Here is a 17,233-nt window from a genome sequence, read left to right on the forward strand (position 1 = left end):
GAAGCACTCGGAGGCGGCGGAAGCGGACGGCTCACGCGGTCCAGTCGAGGATGACCTTGCCGCCGCGGCCGCTCGCCGCGTCGGCGAAGGCCGCCTCGAAGTCGCGGTGGCCGTACCGGCCGGTGATCACGGGAGCGAGGTCGAGACCGCCCTCCAGCAGCACCGACATCGCGTACCAGGTCTCGAACATCTCCCGGCCGTAGATGCCCTTGACGGTGATCATGGACGTGACGATCCGGGCCCAGTCGACGGGGAACTCTTCGGCGGGCAGCCCCAGCATCGCGATCCGGCCGCCGTGCGTCATGTTGGCGATCATGTCGCGCATCGCCTCGGGCCGCCCGGACATCTCCAGGCCGATGTCGAAGCCCTCGCGCAGCCCCAGCTCCCGCTGTCCGTCGGCGATGGACGCCCGGGAGACGTTCAGTGCGAGGCTCGCCCCGATCTTGCGGGCCAGCTCCAGCCGCTCCTCGCTGACGTCGGTGATCATGACGTTGCGGGCTCCGGCGTGCCGGGCGACGGCGGCGGCCATCAGGCCGATCGGCCCGGCGCCGGTGATCAGGACGTCCTCGCCGACGAGCGGGAAGGACAGCGCGGTGTGTACCGCGTTGCCGAACGGGTCGAAGATCGCCGCGACGTCGAGGTCCACCGGCACGCGGTGCACCCACACGTTGGACGCGGGCAGGGCGACGTACTCGGCGAAGGCGCCGTCCCGCCCGACGCCGAGGCCGACGGTGGCCCGGCACAGATGACGGCGTCCGGCGAGGCAGTTGCGGCACCTGCCGCAGACGAGATGTCCCTCACCGCTGACCCGGTCGCCCACGGCGATGTCCGTGACGTCCCGCCCGGTCCCGACGACCTCGCCGACGAACTCGTGCCCGAGCACCAGGGGCGTGCTGATCGTCTGCTGCGCCCAGCCGTCCCAGGACCGGATGTGCAGGTCGGTGCCGCAGATGCCGGTGCGCAGCACCTTGATCAGCACGTCGCCGTGCCCCACCACGGGCTCCGGAACGTCCCGGAGCCACAGTCCGGGCTCCGCCTTCTCCTTGACCAGCGCCTTCAACGCAACGGCTCCTGTGATGAGGGCCCGGCGCGGGCAGGCCGACAGGCCCCGCATCCGGGAAGACGGGTGGATTCGCCCAGCAATCTGCCGCACTCCGTCGGGCCAGGTCCATCGAGCTTTTCTTAAGCGCCGCCACAGCTCTGCTTCACACGGGTGCTCACGGGTGCTCACGGGTCCCACCGCGTTCACCCGCTCGGCCGCGCTCGCCCGGTCCGGTTTCCCGCACACCACGGTGGGCCGTGCCACCCTGGACCGCAACCCGCACGAGGCCGGCCGACTGACGTGGAGCCCCCGATGACCACAGCACGGGACCTGATGATCGTCGCGATCGACATGACGGCCGCCCGACCCGTCGGGCAGGGCGATCTGTCGCTCGCCCTCGCGGGCGCCGAGGCGCTCGACCTGGCCGAGGCCGGAGTGCTCGCCGTGGACGGCGGCCTCCTCGTGCCCGGCCCGCCGTCGGCGCCGCACGATCCGCTCCTGCGCGAGGCCGCCTCGGCGCTGCTGCGTGAGCCGCCGTACGAGCCGGTCGAGGACTGGCTGTGGCGCCGCGGGCGCGGTCTGGCCGCCGCCTACACGGCCCGGCTGGAGGCGGACGGCGTGCTGGGCCGGCCGCGTCGCCTGATCGGTGCGCGGACGACGCCCGTGGACTCGCCGGACCGCAGCGGCGCCACCGCACGCTGGGCGTCTCAGGAACCGGTCCTCGCCGGGCTGGCGGCCGCCGTCGGTCTGCGCGAGGAGCCGGCCGGCGGCCTCCCGGACGCCCTCGGCGAAGCGGTCGTGACGGTGGTGGCGACGGTCGCCGACGCGGTGACGGAGCTCGAGGCCGTCCGGCAGCGGCGGTCCATCGAGAAGGCGGCGTTCGACAACGTCTGGCGCGCTCCCTGACGGGCGCTCAGGGCGGGAGGTCGTCGGCGTCGCGCCGCTGCAGCCGTCCGACGAGGTCGGCGGCCGTGGCCTTGATCGTCTCCAGCCCGGCCCTGCCCCAGGGCCGGGGCGCGAGGGCGGCGACGCACACCGTGCCGAGCACCATCCCGGTGGTGTCGATGAGCGGGGCGCCGAGATAGGAGCGGATGCCGTACTCGTCGACCACCGGGTTGCCCGCGAAACGCGGGTAGTCGCCGACGTCCTCCAGGACCAGCGCCTTGCGCCGGGCGACGACGTGCGGGCAGTAGCCGTACTCGCGGGGCAGTCGGCGGCCCACCTCCGGCTTGCCGCCGCGAGCGGCCCGGCCGCCCTGCGGGGTGTGCAGCCCGGCGAAGAACTGCCGTTCCCCGTCGAGGAAGTTGACCATGGCGTACGGCGCTCCGGTCACCTCGGCGAGGCGGCCCGCGAAGGCGTCCAGTGCGGGTTCGGGCTGCTCCCCGAGGCCGAGTCGGCGCAGTCTGCGGGCACGGGCGGGAGCCTCTCTGTCCTCCGGGGTGAGCAGCAGACGACCGACCGGGCGCGGTGGGTCGTAGCTCATGGCCGGGCTCCGTCACTGTGGACGAACGTCATATGCGGCTCCGGGGCGTTGTGTGCGGGCGTCACATGTGTGCGCCGCGGCTCGGCTGGGGTGCGGCCGGCGCGTGGGCGATGAGGTGTTTGACGAGGGTGAGCAGGGTCTGGACGCCGGAGGCGGAGATCCGCGCGTCGCAGCGCACCACGGGGATCTCCGGGTCCAGGTCGATGGCGGCCCGCACCTCCTCGGGGTCGTAGCGGTGGGAGCCGTCGAACTCGTTGACGGCGACGATGAAGGCGAGGCCGCGTTCCTCGAAGAAGTCGACGGCCGCGAAGCACTCCTCGAGGCGCCGGGTGTCGGCGAGGATGACCGCGCCGAGGGCGCCCTCGGACAGCTCGTCCCACATGAACCAGAACCGCTCCTGTCCGGGCGTCCCGAACAGGTAGAGCACATGCTGTGGGTCGAGGCTGATCCGACCGAAGTCCATGGCGACGGTCGTCTCGACCTTGTTCTCGATGCCGTCGAGGTTGTCGGTCGCGGCGCTGACGGTGGTGAGCAGCTCCTCCGTGCTGAGCGGCGCGATCTCGCTCACGGCGCCCACGAAGGTCGTCTTGCCGACGCCGAAGCCGCCCGCGACCAGGATCTTCAGTGCGGTGGGGAAGGGGTCCGAGCCGCCGCCGTCGTGCGCCGGGGGGCGGCGGTGCGCCCCGTACGCCTGGTACGCGTCGTCGTGCTCAGAGTTGTCGTCGTAGTCCATCGAGCACTGCCTCCAGAAGGGCCCGGTCGGTGGGGATGTGGTGGTACTCGGGGGGTTTGGTGGTCAGCGCTCCGCAGTCGAGGAGGTCCGACAGCAGCACCTTGGTGACCGCCGCCGGGAGCTTCAGATGAGCCGCGATCTCGGCGACCGACACGGGGGCACGGGTCAGGTCCAGCGCCAGTGCGTGCTCGGGTCCGAGGTAGCCGAGGGGCGCCGTCCCGGTGGCCATCACCTGCGACATGAGGTCGAGGGCGACGCTGGGCCGGGTACGGCCGCCGCTGACCGTGAAAGGGCGCACCAGCCGTCCGGCCGCGTCGTCGAGCCAGGGCCCGTCGCCGGCCGCCGCCACCCTCAAGGTCCCATCACCGACGGTTCGACGGCGTGCTGCCGGGGCGCGGTCGTCAGATACGGCCGGACGCTCTTCACCAGCATCGCCATCTCGTAGCCGAGCACGGCGGCGTCGGCCTCACGTCCGGCGAGCACCGCGAGGCACGTGCCGGAGCCGGCCGTGGTGACGAACAGCAGCGTCGAGTCGAGTTCGACGACGACCTGCCGGACGTCGCCGCCGTCGGCGAACCGGATGCCGGCGCTGCGGCCGAGGGAGTACAGGCCGGACGCCAGCGCCGCCATGTGGTCGGCGCTGTCGGCATCGAGGCCGTGGACCGACTTCACCAGTCCGTCGCAGGAGAGCAGCACCGCGCTCATGGTGTGCGGCACGCGCTGCACGAGGCCGCTCATCAGCCAGTCGAGGTCGGATACATGGCCGGTCGGCGCATCGCTCGCCATGGTGGATCGACTCCTTGGGTTACGAAGGTCTGCGGGAGCGCTGGGGGTGGGGGTGGGGGTGCTCGCAGGGCTCATCCGGCTGGTGCGCTCCCGTCGTGCCGGGCGGTGGATCGGTCGGGTTCGGGCAGGTCCAGCCCGTCCCGCGCGCCGTACGCCTCGGGGGGCGCGGCGGCGTGCGCGGGGCGCGCCTCGGATATCCCGGGCCGGTGCGCCGACCGTGTGTCCATGGGGAACGGCGCGGGTGGCAGGAGCGGGAGCGGGACGCCCCGTGCGGCTCCGGCCGTCGCCTCCCCGCCGTGACCGGCGTCGCCCGGATGCTCGCCGCGACCTCGAGCCGGCGTCTGGAGCGAGCCCGTGTCCCAGGGCTGCCCGGCCGGGTACGGCTCAGGCCGGACGGCCGACTGCGACCCGTAGGGCTCAGGCCGGGCTGTCGGCTGCGGCCTGTAGGGCTCAGGGCGGCTTGTCGGCTGCGACCCGTACGGCTCGGGGCGGACGGGCGGGTGCGATCCCTGCGGCTCGGGACGCGCCGTCGACTCCGATCGGTACGACTGGGGGCGCGCCGCCGGCTCCGATCCGTACGGCTCGGGGCGGGCTGCCGACTCCGGGGAGTCCGGCAGCGCGAGGTACGGGGACGACGGCTCCGCGGCGTCCGCCTCCAGGCTCTGCTGCGCCTCGGCGAGGCCGACGCCCCGCTGGAAGGCGGCCATCAGACCGGGGTCGTGACCGGCGGACGGTTCGATGTCCGGACGGGGGGCCGGGCCACCGCGCAGTTGGGGGACGATGTGCTCCTGGGCGCGGCGGCGGGGCAGGTGGGGCTTGCCCATGGTGCCGCGCACGGTGCCGACGCGCGGGGTGGGCGCGATGCCCTCGTGCTCCTCGACGACGGGCCGGTCGCCGCTCCGGATGCCGGGCACGGCCTCGGCGGGGTTGGGTCGCGCCGACCGGGCGCCGCGGACGGGGAGCGGGGCGGGCCGGTCGCCGTCGCCCCGCGGCGCGCCGGTCCCGGGCGGCTGCGGGAGGGGCCCCGTGCGCCCGGACGCGGAGGCGCCCTGCGGTGACGGCGGGCCCTCGAGGGCGCCGGACCCCGACGTGTTCCGGGCCTGCGACGACGCGGTCGGACCCGGCGGCCGGCCCGACGGCATCCGGGCCTCCCCCGGCAGGCCGGCGCCCGAGGCGCCGACGGACGCGGCGTCCGGCGTCTGCGGGTGTGCCTGGACCGCCGGGGGCTCGGTCCGGGCGTGCGCCGTGGCCGTGACGTGCGCCGGGGCGGGGGCGCCGGCGGGGACGAACGACCGGCCCGCGCCCCTGGCGTCCCGTGCCGTCGTCCGGTCGGCGCCGGCGACGAGCCGCGGCCCGGGGCGGCCGGGGCGGGCCGGCGGGGAGGCGGGCAGGGGCGGCCGGGCCGAGGCCGTCGTGCGCGGCGTCGCCGCCGGGGCCACTGCGGGAGCCGCGGCGGGCGCGAGCGACTGTCCCGCGCCGTCGGCGTCCGGGCCCGGCGACGCCGCCGCGAGGACGCCCGGCGCGGAGCCGAGCAGGGCCTGGGGGACGACGAGGACTGCTTGGACGCCGCCGTAGATGTTGCTCTGCAGACGGACCCGGATGCCGTGCCGCCGGGCCAGCTGGGAGACGACGAACAGGCCGATGCGCCCGTCGGCCAGCAGCCGTCCGACGTTGACCTGGTCGGGATCGGCGAGCAGGGCGTTCATCCGGCTCTGTTCCTCGACCGGCAGGCCGAGCCCGCGGTCCTCGACCTCGACGGCCAGCCCGGAGGTGACGAGGTTGGCCCGCAGCAGCACCTGGGTGTGCGGGGCGGAGAACACCGTGGCGTTCTCGACGAGTTCGGCGAGCAGGTGGATGACGTCGGCCACGGCGTGGCCGCGCAGTTCGCCGTCGATGGGCGGGACGAGTTTCACGCGGGCGTACTGCTCGACCTCGGCGATGGCGGAGCGCAGCACCTCGGTCATGGGGACCGGGTTGCTCCACTGCCGGCGCGACACGGCGCCGCCGAGGACCGCGAGGTTCTCGGCGTGCCGGCGGATGCGGGTGGCGAGGTGGTCGACGTGAAAGAGGCCCTTGAGCAGATCGGGGTCCTCGATCTCGTTCTCCAGCTCGTCGAGGATCGAGATCTCTCGGTGCACCAGGGATTGCAGACGCCGCGCGAGGTTGACGAACACCTCCAGCTTCTGTTCGCTGCCGGCCTGGCTCGACAGCTGTGCGGCCTGCACGACGGCGGTGACGGCCCCGTCGTGGGCGTGTGCCAGGTCGGCCGCGAGCAGTTCGAAGTCGTCCGCGCCGGCCGGCGGTCCGCCTCGCGACGTGCGCTGCGGGGGGACCTCGCCGCGGCGCAGCGCCTCGATGACGCCGCGCAGGTCGGCCTCGCCGCGTGCGCTGCTGCGGCGCAGCGCGGAGAGGCGGTCGCTGACGGAGCGGGCCGCGCGGTCGGCGGCCACCGCCGCGATCACGATGCCGACGCCGCTCACGGCGGCGGCGCCGACCAGCACCGCCCACAGGGTCGGGCCGGGGCGCATGCCGCTGGAGCGCACCGTGAACAGGACCACCGCGCAGGCGCTCAGCGCCACCGCGGTCGGGGGGAGTACGGCGAGCCGCACCAACTGGGACCGTATGTGCGTCTCGGCCGGCGCCGGTGCGATGCGGGCGACGGGCCGCCCGTGCCGCCCGCCCTCACGGCGGTCTGCTCGTGCGGCGGGTGCGCGGAGGTGAGACATCGGTGTCCTCGTACTGGTCCGTCAGGCCGGGTCGTCGGTCGGGAGAGCCGGGAAATACGGCCCGGTGTCACCCGATGGCCACTCACAGTAGTCGGCAACCCATCATGTGCGGTGGGCAGTTGACAAACTCCCCCAGGGAGCGTCCCGCTCTGGTATGAGGCTTCGCACGACAGAGCGATAGACCCGCGCGGACCACGAAGCAACATGAAGGCAGTTCGATCAGACCTGGTCAGAAGCGGTACGGAAACGACCGTGCGGGTCGGCGGGGCGATGCGCCCCGCCGACCCGCACGGTCGAACGTCCCAGCTCCGGTCAGCCCGCCGGAACCGTCTCCGGCGCCTCGCCGTCCTCGGTGACGCCCGCCTGGATGTCACTCTGGGTATCGGCGTTGGCCTTGGCTGCCGGATCGTCCAGCGGCCGCCATCCCCCGACGGGAGCCCTGGCCACACCGCGCCACCACGGCTCCTGCGGAACGGTCTCGGCGGTAGGCTCGAACGGCTCCCCCGGGCGAGGCAGGGCGACCCGCGCCCCTGCGGCCCGCCCGGCGGCCAGCGTGCCCTCCCCCGGCTCGGCCCACGCGTGGGTGGCCAGGTTGAAGGTGGCCCAGTGGATCGGCATCATCACACCGCCGGCGCCGCCCTGGAGGTCGAGATGGGCCCGCATGCCCTCCTCGGGCGTCATGTGGATGTCGGGCCAGAAGTCGGAGTACGCGCCGATCTGGATCATCGTCGCGTCGAACGGGCCGTGCGCCGCGCCGATGTCCCGGAAACCGTCGAAATAACCGGTGTCCCCGCTGTGGAAGATCCGGTGCTCCGCACCAGCCACCACCCACGAGGCCCACAGGGTGTGCTGGGTGTTGCGCAGCCCTCGGCCGCAGAAGTGGCGGGCCGGGGTCGCCGTCAGGGTCAGCCCGCCGACCTCGGTCGCCTCGTGCCAGTCCAGCTCGCGCAGCCGCCCCGCGGACACGCCCCAGTGCTCGAGGTGGGCGCCGACGCCGAGCGGCACCGCGAACAGGGTGTCCGTGCCGGCCAGCGCCTTGATCGTGGGCAGGTCCAGGTGGTCGTAGTGGTCGTGCGAGATGACGACGACGTCGACCGGACCGAGCGCGGCCAGCGGCAGCGGCACCGGGTGCAGCCGCTTGGGTCCCGCGAAGGCGAACGGGGAGCAGCGCTCGCCCCAGACGGGATCGAACAGCACCCGCTGCCCGTCGATCTCCGCGAGCACGCTGGAGTGCCCCATCCAGGTCGTCCTGAGGCCGGTGACCGGCGGCTTGGCGAGGTCGGCGAGGGTGGTGGCGTGCACCGGCACGGTGCCTGCGGGAGCCCGCCGGGGGCGCTGCTCCTTGTCGAAGAAGACCTTGGCGAAGTCCAGCATCGAGCCCGAGGGGCGGGTGCGCGCCGGGCCGCCGGGGTTCTGGAAGACGCCGTCCTCGTAGTGGGGCGATCTGCGGATGCGCGCCAGGCGCTCACCGCTCGGATCCGCGCCGAAGGCCTCGGGCTGCAGACCGCGGAGCCCGGAGCTCAGGGAACGGAAACCGGACACGGTACCTCCAGGTGGAGTCGCTGAGGCATTCCATTATGGTCGCCTCGTCCGACAACGCGTCGACAGCCCTCGCGCCCCGTCCCGATACTGACCCACAGTTCAGTACCGCCCCGGTCTTGGAGTCCGTGTGTCCGACGCCCCTCTGTTGTCCCTGACCTGGACGGACGACGTCACCGGCCGTCGGGGCTTCCTGGTCGTCGACCGGCTCGTGCGCGGCGTGTGCAGCGGCGGACTGCGGATGCGGGAGGGCTGCACCCTGGCGGAGGTGACCGGCCTGGCCCGCGGCATGAGCCTCAAGGAGGCGCTGCACTACGACCCGGACGCGGCGTACGTCCCGCTGGGCGGGGCCAAGGGCGGCATCGACTGCGATCCACGGGATCCGCGGGCGTACGGGGTGCTGGTGCGCTACCTGCGGGCGATGCGTCCGTACGTGGAGAGCTGCTGGACCACCGGCGAGGACCTGGGACTGACCCAGGGCCTGGTGGACCGGGCCGCCGCCGAGGCGGGTCTCGTGTCGTCCGTGCAGGCCGTCTACCCGTTGCTGGACGACGCGCACACGGCCCGCGCGCGCCTGGCGGACGCCTTCGCCGTCGAGGTGGACGGCATCGGCCTCGACGCGCTGGTCGGCGGCTGCGGCGTGGCCGAGTCCGTGCTGACGGCCCTGGACCGGGCCGGCGCGCCGTACGCCGGGACGCGGGTCGCGCTCCAGGGGCTCGGCACCATGGGCGGCGCCACCGCGCGCTTCCTCACGCGCGCGGGACTGACGGTCGTGGCCGTCGCCGACGTCGAGGGCACGATCGTCCACCCCGACGGGCTCGACGTGGAGGCGCTGCTGGCCGCACGGGACGGCCACGGCACGGTCGACCGGTCCGCGCTGCGCCCCGGCGACCGTGAACTGCCCGGCGACGCCTGGCTGTCGGCGGAGGCCGAGGTGCTGGTGCCGGCCGCGGTGTCGTACGCGATCGGCGTGCGGGAGCAGGAGCGCATCACCGCCCGCTGGATCGCCGAGGCCGCGAACATGCCGGTCCTCCCGGAGGCGGAGGCGCTGCTGCACGCGCGCGGGGTGAGCGTGCTGCCCGACGTCGTCGTCAACTCCGGGACCAACGCCTGGTGGTGGTGGACGCTCTTCGGCGACGTCGGCGCGGACGCCCGGGAGGCCTTCGGCCACACCCGCCGCTCGATGCGCCTCCTGACGGAGCAGGTGCTGGCCCGCGCGGAGACCGACGGGACGACCCCGCGGGCCGCCGCGCACGCGCTCGCGAAGGAACGGCTGCGGGCCGTCACGGAGCGGTTCGGCGACCGCGCATGACGGCGTCGGTACAGCTCACAGCCCCTGCGTAGGGTGACGGGCGTGGTGACGGTCCGGTTGGGCGTGGCCGAGCGGCGGGAGGAAATGCTGCGGGCGGCCATCGAGCAGATCGAGGCGCGGGGCGTGGCGGCGGTCAGGTGCCCGCCCGGGCGGTGCTCAGTCCAGCGCGTAGACCGCCGTCACCGTCGCCGTCGCCCGGATCTCGCCGGGCGCCGCGGGTACGGCGGCCGTGCCGGCGCCGGGCGTGTCCCCGGCCGAGGGGACGGGTCGCGGCGTCGTGGACGCGTCCTCGCTGAGCGAGATCAGCCGGCCCAGGCCGCGGCCGCTGAGGCGGGCGTACTGCTCGGCCTTGGCCCGGGCGTCGGCGTGCGCGGCCTCCCGCGCACGGGCCTGCAGCGGGGCCGGGTCGGAGACGTCGAAGACCACGAAGCCGATGCGTGCCGCGTCGCCCGCGGCGTCCGTGACCGCCTGAAGGACCGCGCCGGTCCTCGACACCCGGCGCACCTTGACGGTGAAGGACTGGGCGGCCTGGTAGCCCGTCAGCCGGGAGGCGCCGCCCGTGTAGTCGTGGACGGGACGGAGGGAGACGCTCTCGGTGCGGACGTCCCGCTCGGCGACGCCCTCGGCGCGGACCGCGGCGAGCAGCGCGGCGGCCGCGCCGCTCTGCGCGTCCATCGCGGCCTGCGGGGTCTTGGCGGTGGCCTCGACGCCGACGCCGACGACCGCGAGGTCGGGCTCCGCGTTCGCGCTGCCCTCGCCGGTCACGGTCACGGTGGCGGCGGCGTCGTCGGCCGGTAGGGCACCGGCCCACACGGCGTCGGCTGCGATCGCGGGCCGGGCGGGCAGCGCCGCTGCCGTGGGGGCGGCGAGCGCCGGGCCGCCGAGGGTGAGCAGGGCGACGAGCGCCGAGGCGACGGACGTACGGGAAAGGGGCATACGGGACCGGTCCTCGAAGGTGTCGGCGCGGACGGTGCGGGTGCGGTCATCCCAGCACCGGCCCCGGGTCCCGCGCCGACGCCACTCCCGTGCGATCACCTCACTGGTGGAGCGGCCGGCCGTACGACGCCGACGGCCGGCCGCTCCCCCGCGAGCGAGTGGTGATCCGGGACCGGCTACGCGACGGCCGCGATGCGCATCCTGATGTCGTCAGGGGAGAGCGCGCCCTTGGCGATCACGTGGTCGCCGGAGGACTCACCGCGCAGCCGGCGCCCGATCCACGGCACCAGGTACTCGCGGGCCCAGTGCACGTCGTCGCGCCGTACGTCGAGGGCGCCGCGCGGCGGGAGCAGCGGCCAGGGCTGCTCCGGATCGGCCGGCACGTCGAGGCCGAGGACCTGCCCGGCGCGCAGGGCCACCCTCGTGTGCCCCTCCGGGGAGAGGTGGAGCCGGTCGCCGTCCCAGGCCCTGCGGTCCTGCACGGACTTCAGAGACCACAGGTCGAGCACGGGACAGCCGTACCGGTCGGCGACGGCGCGGACGTGCCCGTTGAAGGTGGCGATCTTGCCGCGCAGATGCTTGAGCACGGGAACGCCACGGGTGTCGAAGCCGGTGGTCACCATGACCGTGCCGGCTACGGCGGTCAGGGCCGAGATCGCGCGCTCGAAACGCTCGGCGACCTCGTCCGGGTCGGTGCCGGGACGGAGGATGTCGTTGCCGCCCGCGCAGAAGGAGACCAGATCCGGGGCGAGTTCCACCGCCCTGGCGAGCTGGTCCTCCATGATCTGGTCGAGCAGCTTTCCGCGGACCGCGAGGTTGGCGTAGGCGAAGTCGCCTTCGGGCCGCAGGTCCGCGAGAAGTACCGCGAACCGGTCGGCCCAGCCGACGAACGCCCCGTCGGGGCCGGGGTCGCCGACGCCTTCGGTGAAGCTGTCCCCCACCGCCACGTACGACCCGATCACTGATCTGTTGTCACTCTTCGAATCGTCTGCCACGGCAGATCATGATTCACCTTCGAATGTGACCTACGCGACCGTAGGCAGGGGTTGACGGTCGGTGAGAAAGGCCACTCCTAAAGAGTTTGCCAATCAGGGAATAAGGGACCACACGCGGAAGTCGTTGATGCGGAAGTGGCTCCAGGTGGTACGGAAGGCGAAGTGGCCGCTCATGTACGGCTCCGGGTCGGTGTGGTCGAAGACCAGCCGCCCGTTGTTCCACCAGCGCACGACCGAGCCGTCGGAGACGATCCGCACGTGGTGCGGCCGGTTCGCGACGAGCAGCGGTTCGGTGTAGTCGTACAGCAGCGGGCGCACGCCCGGCTCGCCGACGTAACGGCGCAGCCTGGTCGTGGTGTTGCCGTTGGCGCCGTAGCCGACGTAGTACGTCTTGAGGTGGTCGTACTCGGCGAGGGCGCCGCCGCGCGGGGTGGCGAAGAGATCGTCCGGGGAGCGGACGTCGACGGCGTTCCAGAAGTTGTTGAGGTCGGATACGCGGTCGTTGGGCCCGCCCGCGGAGACGGGCGTGGCGACGTACTCGAGGACGTACGGCCCGTCGAGCCGCTGCCTGAACCAGACGGTGGCGCCGGCCGGCACGTCGATCTCGAGGCTCCCGCAGGAGGCGGTGACCGTTCCGCCCTGTTCCCGCTCGACGGCCCACCGGCCGAGCCCGTGCCGGAAGTCGTCGTGGGCGAGGAGCCGAGGGCGCGGCGCGGCCCTCGCCGTCGCCGCGGGGGCGAGGGCGGTCAGGGCGGTGGAGGCGGCGAGTGCGCCGAATGCTCTGCGCGTCGTCGTCACGGGATGCGGCTCCTTCGGTCGGACCGGGGCGGCGGGCGGCCTGTCGCGAGCGGCGGAACCCGGGCCGACGCCTGGCCGGCGTCCGACCGGGTCCGGGGCCAACGCGCTGAAAGCGCTTGCCGTCTGACGGCACCACTGTGTCCGCCGCGGCTTCTCCTGTCGACGGTGCGACCGGACACGCCACAGGACCGCAATGAAGCGATCATGAATCACCGGGGTCCGCCCCGCACGCGAACCGGACACCCCGAGGGCCGGGCGGCGCACACCAACCGGACACGCCGAAGGCCGGGCCCCGGATCTGACGATCGGGGTCCGGCCTTCGGCTTGAGTGCCGGGCGGGTCCTCGGCGGAGGTCAGCCGACCGAGACGCCGTGGGAGCGGAGGTAGGCGAGCGGGTCGACGTCCGAGCCGTAGTCCGGCGTGGTGCGGATCTCGAAGTGCAGGTGCGGTCCGGTCACGTTGCCCGTGGCGCCGGAGAGCCCGACCTGCTGGCCCGCGCCGACGGTCTGGCCGGCCGAGACGGAGAGCTGGGACAGGTGGGCGTACTGGGCGTAGTAGCCGTCGTTCAGCTTGATGACGACCTGGTTGCCGTAGGCGCCGCCCCAGCCCGCGGAGACGACGGTGCCGGCGGCGACGGCCTTGAGCGGGGTGCCGGTCGGGACGACGAAGTCGACGCCGGTGTGGTAGCCGCTGGACCACATGCTGCCCGACTGGTGGTACGGCGTGCCGACGGTGGCGCCGGACACGGGCAGGGTGAAGCCGCCCGCGTTGCTCTCGGCGGCCTGGGTGACCGTCTTCGCGGAGGCCACGGAGGACGACGACTTCGACGCCCCCGAGGACTTCGAGGACTTCGAGGACTTCGGCGAAGAGTCCGCCGACGACGAGGAAGCGGTCGAACCGGACGACCTGGAGGCGCCGGCCGCCGCCCTCTTGCCGATCGACAGCTCGAGGCCGGGGTGGATCAGCGAGGGGTCGGCGCCGACGGCCTCGCGGTTGTCCTGGTACAGCTTCTTCCAGCCGCCGCTGACGTGCTGTTCGGTCGCGATCTTCGAGAGGTAGTCGCCGGACCGCACGGTGTAGGTCCGGGTGGCGGCGGTCTTCCGGGTCACCGGAGCGGCCTGCACGGCCTTCTGGGAAACCGTCTGCGCGACGGCCTGGGAAACGGCCTGGGGGGCCGACTCCCCCGTGGCCGCGTGGGCGCCGGAGGCGGCCATGAGCGGAAGCGCGAGCGCGGCCCCGCCGGTTCCGGCGGCGGCTATGGAACGGGTGAAACGCTGGGCCTTGGGACGGCGGTGCTTACCCTTCGCGGGCATGACGAATTCCTCTCCGGCGCCTGCGAGGTGAGCTGTCGGGTGCGGACTGGAGATGTCCGGCCACGTCGGGACGCGGCTTTACCCCGAGCCTGTTCCGGGACCGGAACAGGCGGTCGTGCCTGTGGGTCCCCCGCTCCTGCCGTGCACGGGTGAGTGTGCGGATTCCGGGCGGCGGCAGGATTAGGCGTCCGTCCGGATTGGTGTGGAACGTAAGCGACCAGGACGCACAGGGACAAGCAGAGGTTGCACTGACATGGCATTTCTCTTGATCCGCCGCGAGAATTACCGGTCACGCTCCGTGAATCAAATCGACCCTATCGGGTCAAGCACTCCGGAAAACCACACGAATTACGTGAACATGACGGGCGACGTACGGTCACGGATATGACGCTGCTCACGTGACGCTTCTCCAGCTTTCTTCATGACAGGGCGAGTTGGAACTAAGAATCCAATTCGGACAGAAACCTCAGATGCGACGCAGCCGGATAACCGACGCATCAAGGTCGCCCCGCAGTCCGGTGCGCAACCCGTGGTGCAGGAGCACGGCGCCTCGGTGGATTTCACCTGTTTCACGGCATTCGTACGACGCCGCCGGGTCGAGTCCGCGCAGCCGCAGCGCCGGAACGGGCTCGCCGAACCGCTGGGCCTGGAGCCAGGCGAGGACCACGGTCTCGTCCCCGAGCACGTACTGGACGGCGCTCAGGCCGCCCGCCGGGGGACGCAGCCGGTACAGGTCGCCCTGCTGCACGACATGCCGGACGTCCTTGTAGAGGTCCACCCACCGCCGCGCCTCGGCGAGCTCCTCCTCGCTCCACTCGGCGAGGTCACCGCCGACGCCGAGCACCCCGGCCATGGCGCTGACGAACCGGAAGCGCAGCGAGCTGACCCGCCCGTTGAGCTGCGTGTTGGGGCTGTCGGTGACCCACGCGGCCATGACCCGGGCGGGGTGGATCTGGCTGAAGCCGTGCTGGATGTCGAGCCGGTCCAGCGGGTCGGTGTTGTCGGACGTCCACACCTGGTCGGTGCGGCTCATGATCCCGAGGTCGATGCGCCCGCCGCCGCCCGAGCAGGACTCGAAGGCGACGCCCGGGTGGGCCGCCCGCAGCCGGTCCAGCAGGTTGTACAGGGCCCGTACGTGGTCGACCCACAGACGTTGCGGATAGGGGTCGTCGGGCCAGCCGGCGTCGGTGAAGCAGCGGTTGAAGTCCCACTTGACGTAGTCGATCGGCGCGCTGGAGAGGAGCCCGTCGAGCTGTTCCCAGAGGTACTCCTGGACGTCCTCGCGCGCGAGGTTCAGCATGAGCTGGTTGCGGAACTCCGTCCGCTTTCGTCCGGATTGGAACTGCACCCAGTCCGGGTGCGCCCGGTAGAGGTCGCTGTCCGGGTTGACCATCTCGGGCTCGACCCAGATGCCGAACTGCATGCCGAGGCCCCGCACGTGGTCGGCGAGGGGCTTCAGCCCGTTCGGGAAGCGGTCCGGGTTGGGCTGCCAGTCGCCGAGCCCGGCGTGGTCGCCGGTGCGGGCCCCGAACCAGCCGTCGTCCACCACGAAGAGCTCGACGCCGATCGCCGCGGCGCGCCGGGCGAGGGTCGCCTGCTGCTCCTCGGAGATGTCGAAGTAGGTCGCCTCCCAGGAGTTGAACAGCACCGGCCGGTCCTGATCGGCGTCCGGGACGACATGGGCCCGCTGATAGGCGTGCCAGGCGCGGCTCGCCCCGCCGAAGCCGGCGTCGCTCCACAGGCCGGCGAAGACCGGCGTGGTGAAGGACTCGCCGGCCGCGAGGCGCAGCAGACCCGAGTCGTCGTACCCGGCTCCGCCGGTGATCTGCACGCGCGCGTCGGGGAGCTGGGCGACGGCGATCCGCCAGGAGCCCGACCAGCCGAGGGCGCAGCCGTAGACCTCGCCGCGCTCCTCGGTGGCGTCGGTGTCCAGGGCGACCCAGGGCAGGTGCTGGTGCCCGGTGTGTCCGCGGCGGCTGCCGATGACCGTCTCGCCGTGGCCGAGCGGGGTGCGCGCGAGCCGCGACTCGGCGGCCCAGCGGCCGTGCAGCTGCGACAGCCGCCAGTCGTCCCGCTCGGGCAGGGTCCAGGTGGCCGAGTCCGCGCGGAGCAGTTCCAGCGGCTCCTCGCCCTCGTTGCGCAGGGTCGTCCAGCGCTCGACGACATCGCCGCGCATCCGGTAGTGCAGGGTGACGGCGAGCCCGGCGTCCCGGAAGCGCAGCCGCAGTTCGTCGCCGTCCCGCTCGTGCGTCTCGAAGGTCCACTCGGTGCCGCGCCGTTCGCCGGTGCGCACCGACAGGGCGGGCCGGACGAAGCGGGGGCCGCCCTCGACCGGATACTCCTCGCGGCCGTCGAGCGGGGACTCGAAGGACGCGCCGCGCTCCGACCAGGGAAGCGCGGCCAGGGCCTCGGCGTCGGCGAGCGAGATGCGCGGGCCCCAGTGCAGGTGCACCAGCTCGTCGGCCTCGGTGAGGTGGAGGGCATAACTGCCCGTGGGCCCGGAAAGGACCCAGGTGCGGCCGGCGTCGGCGATCTCGGGCATCAAAAACCCCCACTGATTCGAACAGGTGCGATCAAGCGTCAACATCATCGAACGCGGTCGGCCCCTCGGGCAACTTCCGGCGGACGATGCCCCACCTGGGCGGACGGTCCCGACCGGCCGGCCTGTGGACGCCGCGTTGCCCCGAGGGCCCGTGTCGTATGGTCGAGGAGGTCCTGTCGGCCACCACGAGCCGCGCCGACGCGGACCGACTGGGAGGGAGCCCCCGTGACGCAGCAGATCCCGTCGACCGAGCCCGAGCTGGCCGGCGTGCGCAACTTCCGGGACGTCGGGGGTCTGCCGACCGTCGACGGCCGGCGCGTGCGCCACGGCGTGCTGTTCCGCAGCGGCCACCTCGCGCACGCGACCGACGAGGACGCGGCGTTCCTCGCCGGCCTGGGCCTGCACACCGTCTTCGACTTCCGCAACGCCGCGGACCAGAAGTTGGAGGGCCCGGACGTCGAGCTGCCAGGCGTGCGCAACGTGAACCTGCCCCTGTCGGACCCGGCGGACGGCGCCGAGTTCTGGAAGATGGTGCGGGACGGCGAGATCGACCAGTTGCGCGGCATCCTCGGCGACGGCAAGGCGGCCGGCCGGATGATCGCCTCCTACCGCAGGATCGTCACGGAACGCACGGCGGAGCACTCACGGGTGCTGCACGCGCTCGCCGAGGACAGCGTGCCGGCGCTGATGCACTGCGCGGCCGGCAAGGACCGCGCGGGTCTGTCCGTCGCGGTGACGCTGCTCGCCGTGGGCGTGGAGCGCGAGGCGATCCTCGCCGACTACCTGGAGTCCAACGCCAAGCACCGCCGCTACAAGGTGCGCCGCAGCGCCACCTCCGCCGCGGCCTACTCCCCCGAGGTCATGGAGCTGCTCGGTCCGCTCTTCGACGCCCGGGCGGAGTACCTCGAGGCGGCCTTCGAGACCGTGGAGCAGACCTGGGGCGGCGTCGACGCGTACCTGGAACAGGGCCTCGGCCTCTCCCCCGAGACCCGCGCCCGGCTGCGCGAGCGGCTCGTGGACTGACGGCC

Annotated in this window: 16 protein-coding genes, 1 pseudogene and 1 riboswitch; of the genes and pseudogenes, 5 read left to right on the top strand and 12 right to left on the bottom strand. The window is 73.3% G+C overall.

Annotation, left to right across the window (positions count from 1 at the left end; genetic code table 11):
* Positions 1-31 precede the first annotated feature (31 nt).
* On the bottom strand, positions 32-1,060 hold the full coding sequence (gene tdh / locus OHS82_RS08170) for an L-threonine 3-dehydrogenase (RefSeq protein WP_057583825.1): 1,029 nt from the start codon (positions 1,058-1,060) through the stop codon (positions 32-34).
* A gap of 163 nt (positions 1,061-1,223) precedes the next feature.
* On the opposite strand from tdh, the gene OHS82_RS08175 reads away from it, so the two are divergent.
* A complete protein-coding gene (locus OHS82_RS08175) occupies positions 1,224-1,358 on the top strand; it encodes a hypothetical protein (RefSeq protein WP_277922420.1) in 135 nt (44 codons plus the stop codon).
* Positions 1,355-1,948, top strand: coding sequence for a GOLPH3/VPS74 family protein (locus OHS82_RS08180; protein WP_057583824.1), 594 nt, complete (start codon positions 1,355-1,357; stop codon positions 1,946-1,948). Before OHS82_RS08175 ends, OHS82_RS08180 begins: the two co-directional genes overlap by 4 nt.
* A 7-nt stretch (positions 1,949-1,955) precedes the next feature.
* On the opposite strand, the gene OHS82_RS08185 is transcribed toward OHS82_RS08180, so the two are convergent.
* The 6 genes from OHS82_RS08185 to OHS82_RS08210 form a co-directional block, all read right to left on the bottom strand.
* Positions 1,956-2,525 (bottom strand): GAF domain-containing protein, encoded by a 570-nt coding sequence (locus OHS82_RS08185; protein ID WP_057583820.1) that lies wholly within the window; start codon positions 2,523-2,525, stop codon positions 1,956-1,958.
* A gap of 61 nt (positions 2,526-2,586) precedes the next feature.
* Positions 2,587-3,258 (bottom strand): GTP-binding protein, encoded by a 672-nt coding sequence (locus tag OHS82_RS08190; RefSeq protein ID WP_242433425.1) that lies wholly within the window; start codon positions 3,256-3,258, stop codon positions 2,587-2,589.
* Positions 3,236-3,607 carry a DUF742 domain-containing protein gene (locus OHS82_RS08195; protein WP_057583818.1) on the bottom strand — a complete coding sequence of 124 codons (372 nt, stop codon included), beginning with the start codon at positions 3,605-3,607 and terminating at the stop codon, positions 3,236-3,238. The genes OHS82_RS08190 and OHS82_RS08195 overlap by 23 nt, the downstream gene beginning before the upstream one ends.
* 2 nt (positions 3,608-3,609) lie before the next feature.
* On the bottom strand, positions 3,610-4,044 hold the full coding sequence (locus tag OHS82_RS08200) for a roadblock/LC7 domain-containing protein (RefSeq protein WP_057583816.1): 435 nt from the start codon (positions 4,042-4,044) through the stop codon (positions 3,610-3,612).
* 71 nt (positions 4,045-4,115) lie between these two features.
* Positions 4,116-6,770: an ATP-binding protein gene (locus tag OHS82_RS08205; protein ID WP_443061774.1), complete on the bottom strand. Its 2,655-nt coding sequence runs from the start codon at positions 6,768-6,770 to the stop codon at positions 4,116-4,118.
* A gap of 312 nt (positions 6,771-7,082) precedes the next feature.
* On the bottom strand, positions 7,083-8,312 hold the full coding sequence (locus tag OHS82_RS08210) for an MBL fold metallo-hydrolase (RefSeq protein ID WP_057583814.1): 1,230 nt from the start codon (positions 8,310-8,312) through the stop codon (positions 7,083-7,085).
* 127 nt (positions 8,313-8,439) lie between these two features.
* Between OHS82_RS08210 and OHS82_RS08215 the strand changes: the two genes are divergently transcribed.
* Together OHS82_RS08215 and OHS82_RS43470 are read left to right on the top strand one after the other, a co-directional pair.
* Positions 8,440-9,621, top strand: a complete 1,182-nt coding sequence (locus tag OHS82_RS08215; RefSeq protein ID WP_057583813.1) for a glutamate dehydrogenase — start codon at positions 8,440-8,442, stop codon at positions 9,619-9,621.
* Positions 9,622-9,663: 42 nt separating this feature from the next.
* Positions 9,664-9,759, top strand: a pseudogene (locus tag OHS82_RS43470) (TetR family transcriptional regulator); the annotation flags it as partial.
* Between the two features lie 18 nt (positions 9,760-9,777).
* Here the strand turns inward: OHS82_RS43470 and OHS82_RS08220 are convergent.
* The 5 genes from OHS82_RS08220 to OHS82_RS08240 all read right to left on the bottom strand — a co-directional run bounded on the left by OHS82_RS08220 (position 9,778) and on the right by OHS82_RS08240 (position 16,205).
* The gene (locus tag OHS82_RS08220; RefSeq protein WP_057583895.1) at positions 9,778-10,557 is read right to left on the bottom strand and encodes an SIMPL domain-containing protein; all 780 of its coding nucleotides are present in this window, start codon (positions 10,555-10,557) and stop codon (positions 9,778-9,780) included.
* 176 nt (positions 10,558-10,733) lie between these two features.
* The gene (locus OHS82_RS08225) at positions 10,734-11,519 is read right to left on the bottom strand and encodes an SGNH/GDSL hydrolase family protein (RefSeq protein ID WP_057583810.1); all 786 of its coding nucleotides are present in this window, start codon (positions 11,517-11,519) and stop codon (positions 10,734-10,736) included.
* Between the two features lie 126 nt (positions 11,520-11,645).
* Positions 11,646-12,350, bottom strand: a complete 705-nt coding sequence (locus tag OHS82_RS08230) for a DUF6250 domain-containing protein (protein ID WP_328433606.1) — start codon at positions 12,348-12,350, stop codon at positions 11,646-11,648.
* Positions 12,351-12,703: 353 nt separating this feature from the next.
* Positions 12,704-13,663: a M23 family metallopeptidase gene (locus OHS82_RS08235; RefSeq protein ID WP_328433607.1), complete on the bottom strand. Its 960-nt coding sequence runs from the start codon at positions 13,661-13,663 to the stop codon at positions 12,704-12,706.
* 4 nt (positions 13,664-13,667) lie between these two features.
* A riboswitch (cyclic di-AMP (ydaO/yuaA leader) is annotated at positions 13,668-13,825 on the bottom strand.
* 304 nt (positions 13,826-14,129) lie between these two features.
* On the bottom strand, positions 14,130-16,205 hold the full coding sequence (locus OHS82_RS08240) for an alpha-galactosidase (protein WP_057583807.1): 2,076 nt from the start codon (positions 16,203-16,205) through the stop codon (positions 14,130-14,132).
* A 225-nt stretch (positions 16,206-16,430) separates the two neighbouring features.
* On the opposite strand from OHS82_RS08240, the gene OHS82_RS08245 reads away from it, so the two are divergent.
* Positions 16,431-17,228 (top strand): tyrosine-protein phosphatase, encoded by a 798-nt coding sequence (locus tag OHS82_RS08245; protein WP_057583805.1) that lies wholly within the window; start codon positions 16,431-16,433, stop codon positions 17,226-17,228.
* Positions 17,229-17,233: the final 5 nt, after the last annotated feature.

This window comes from Streptomyces sp. NBC_00425 (assembly GCF_036030735.1).
In the GTDB taxonomy this organism is placed as follows: domain Bacteria; phylum Actinomycetota; class Actinomycetes; order Streptomycetales; family Streptomycetaceae; genus Streptomyces.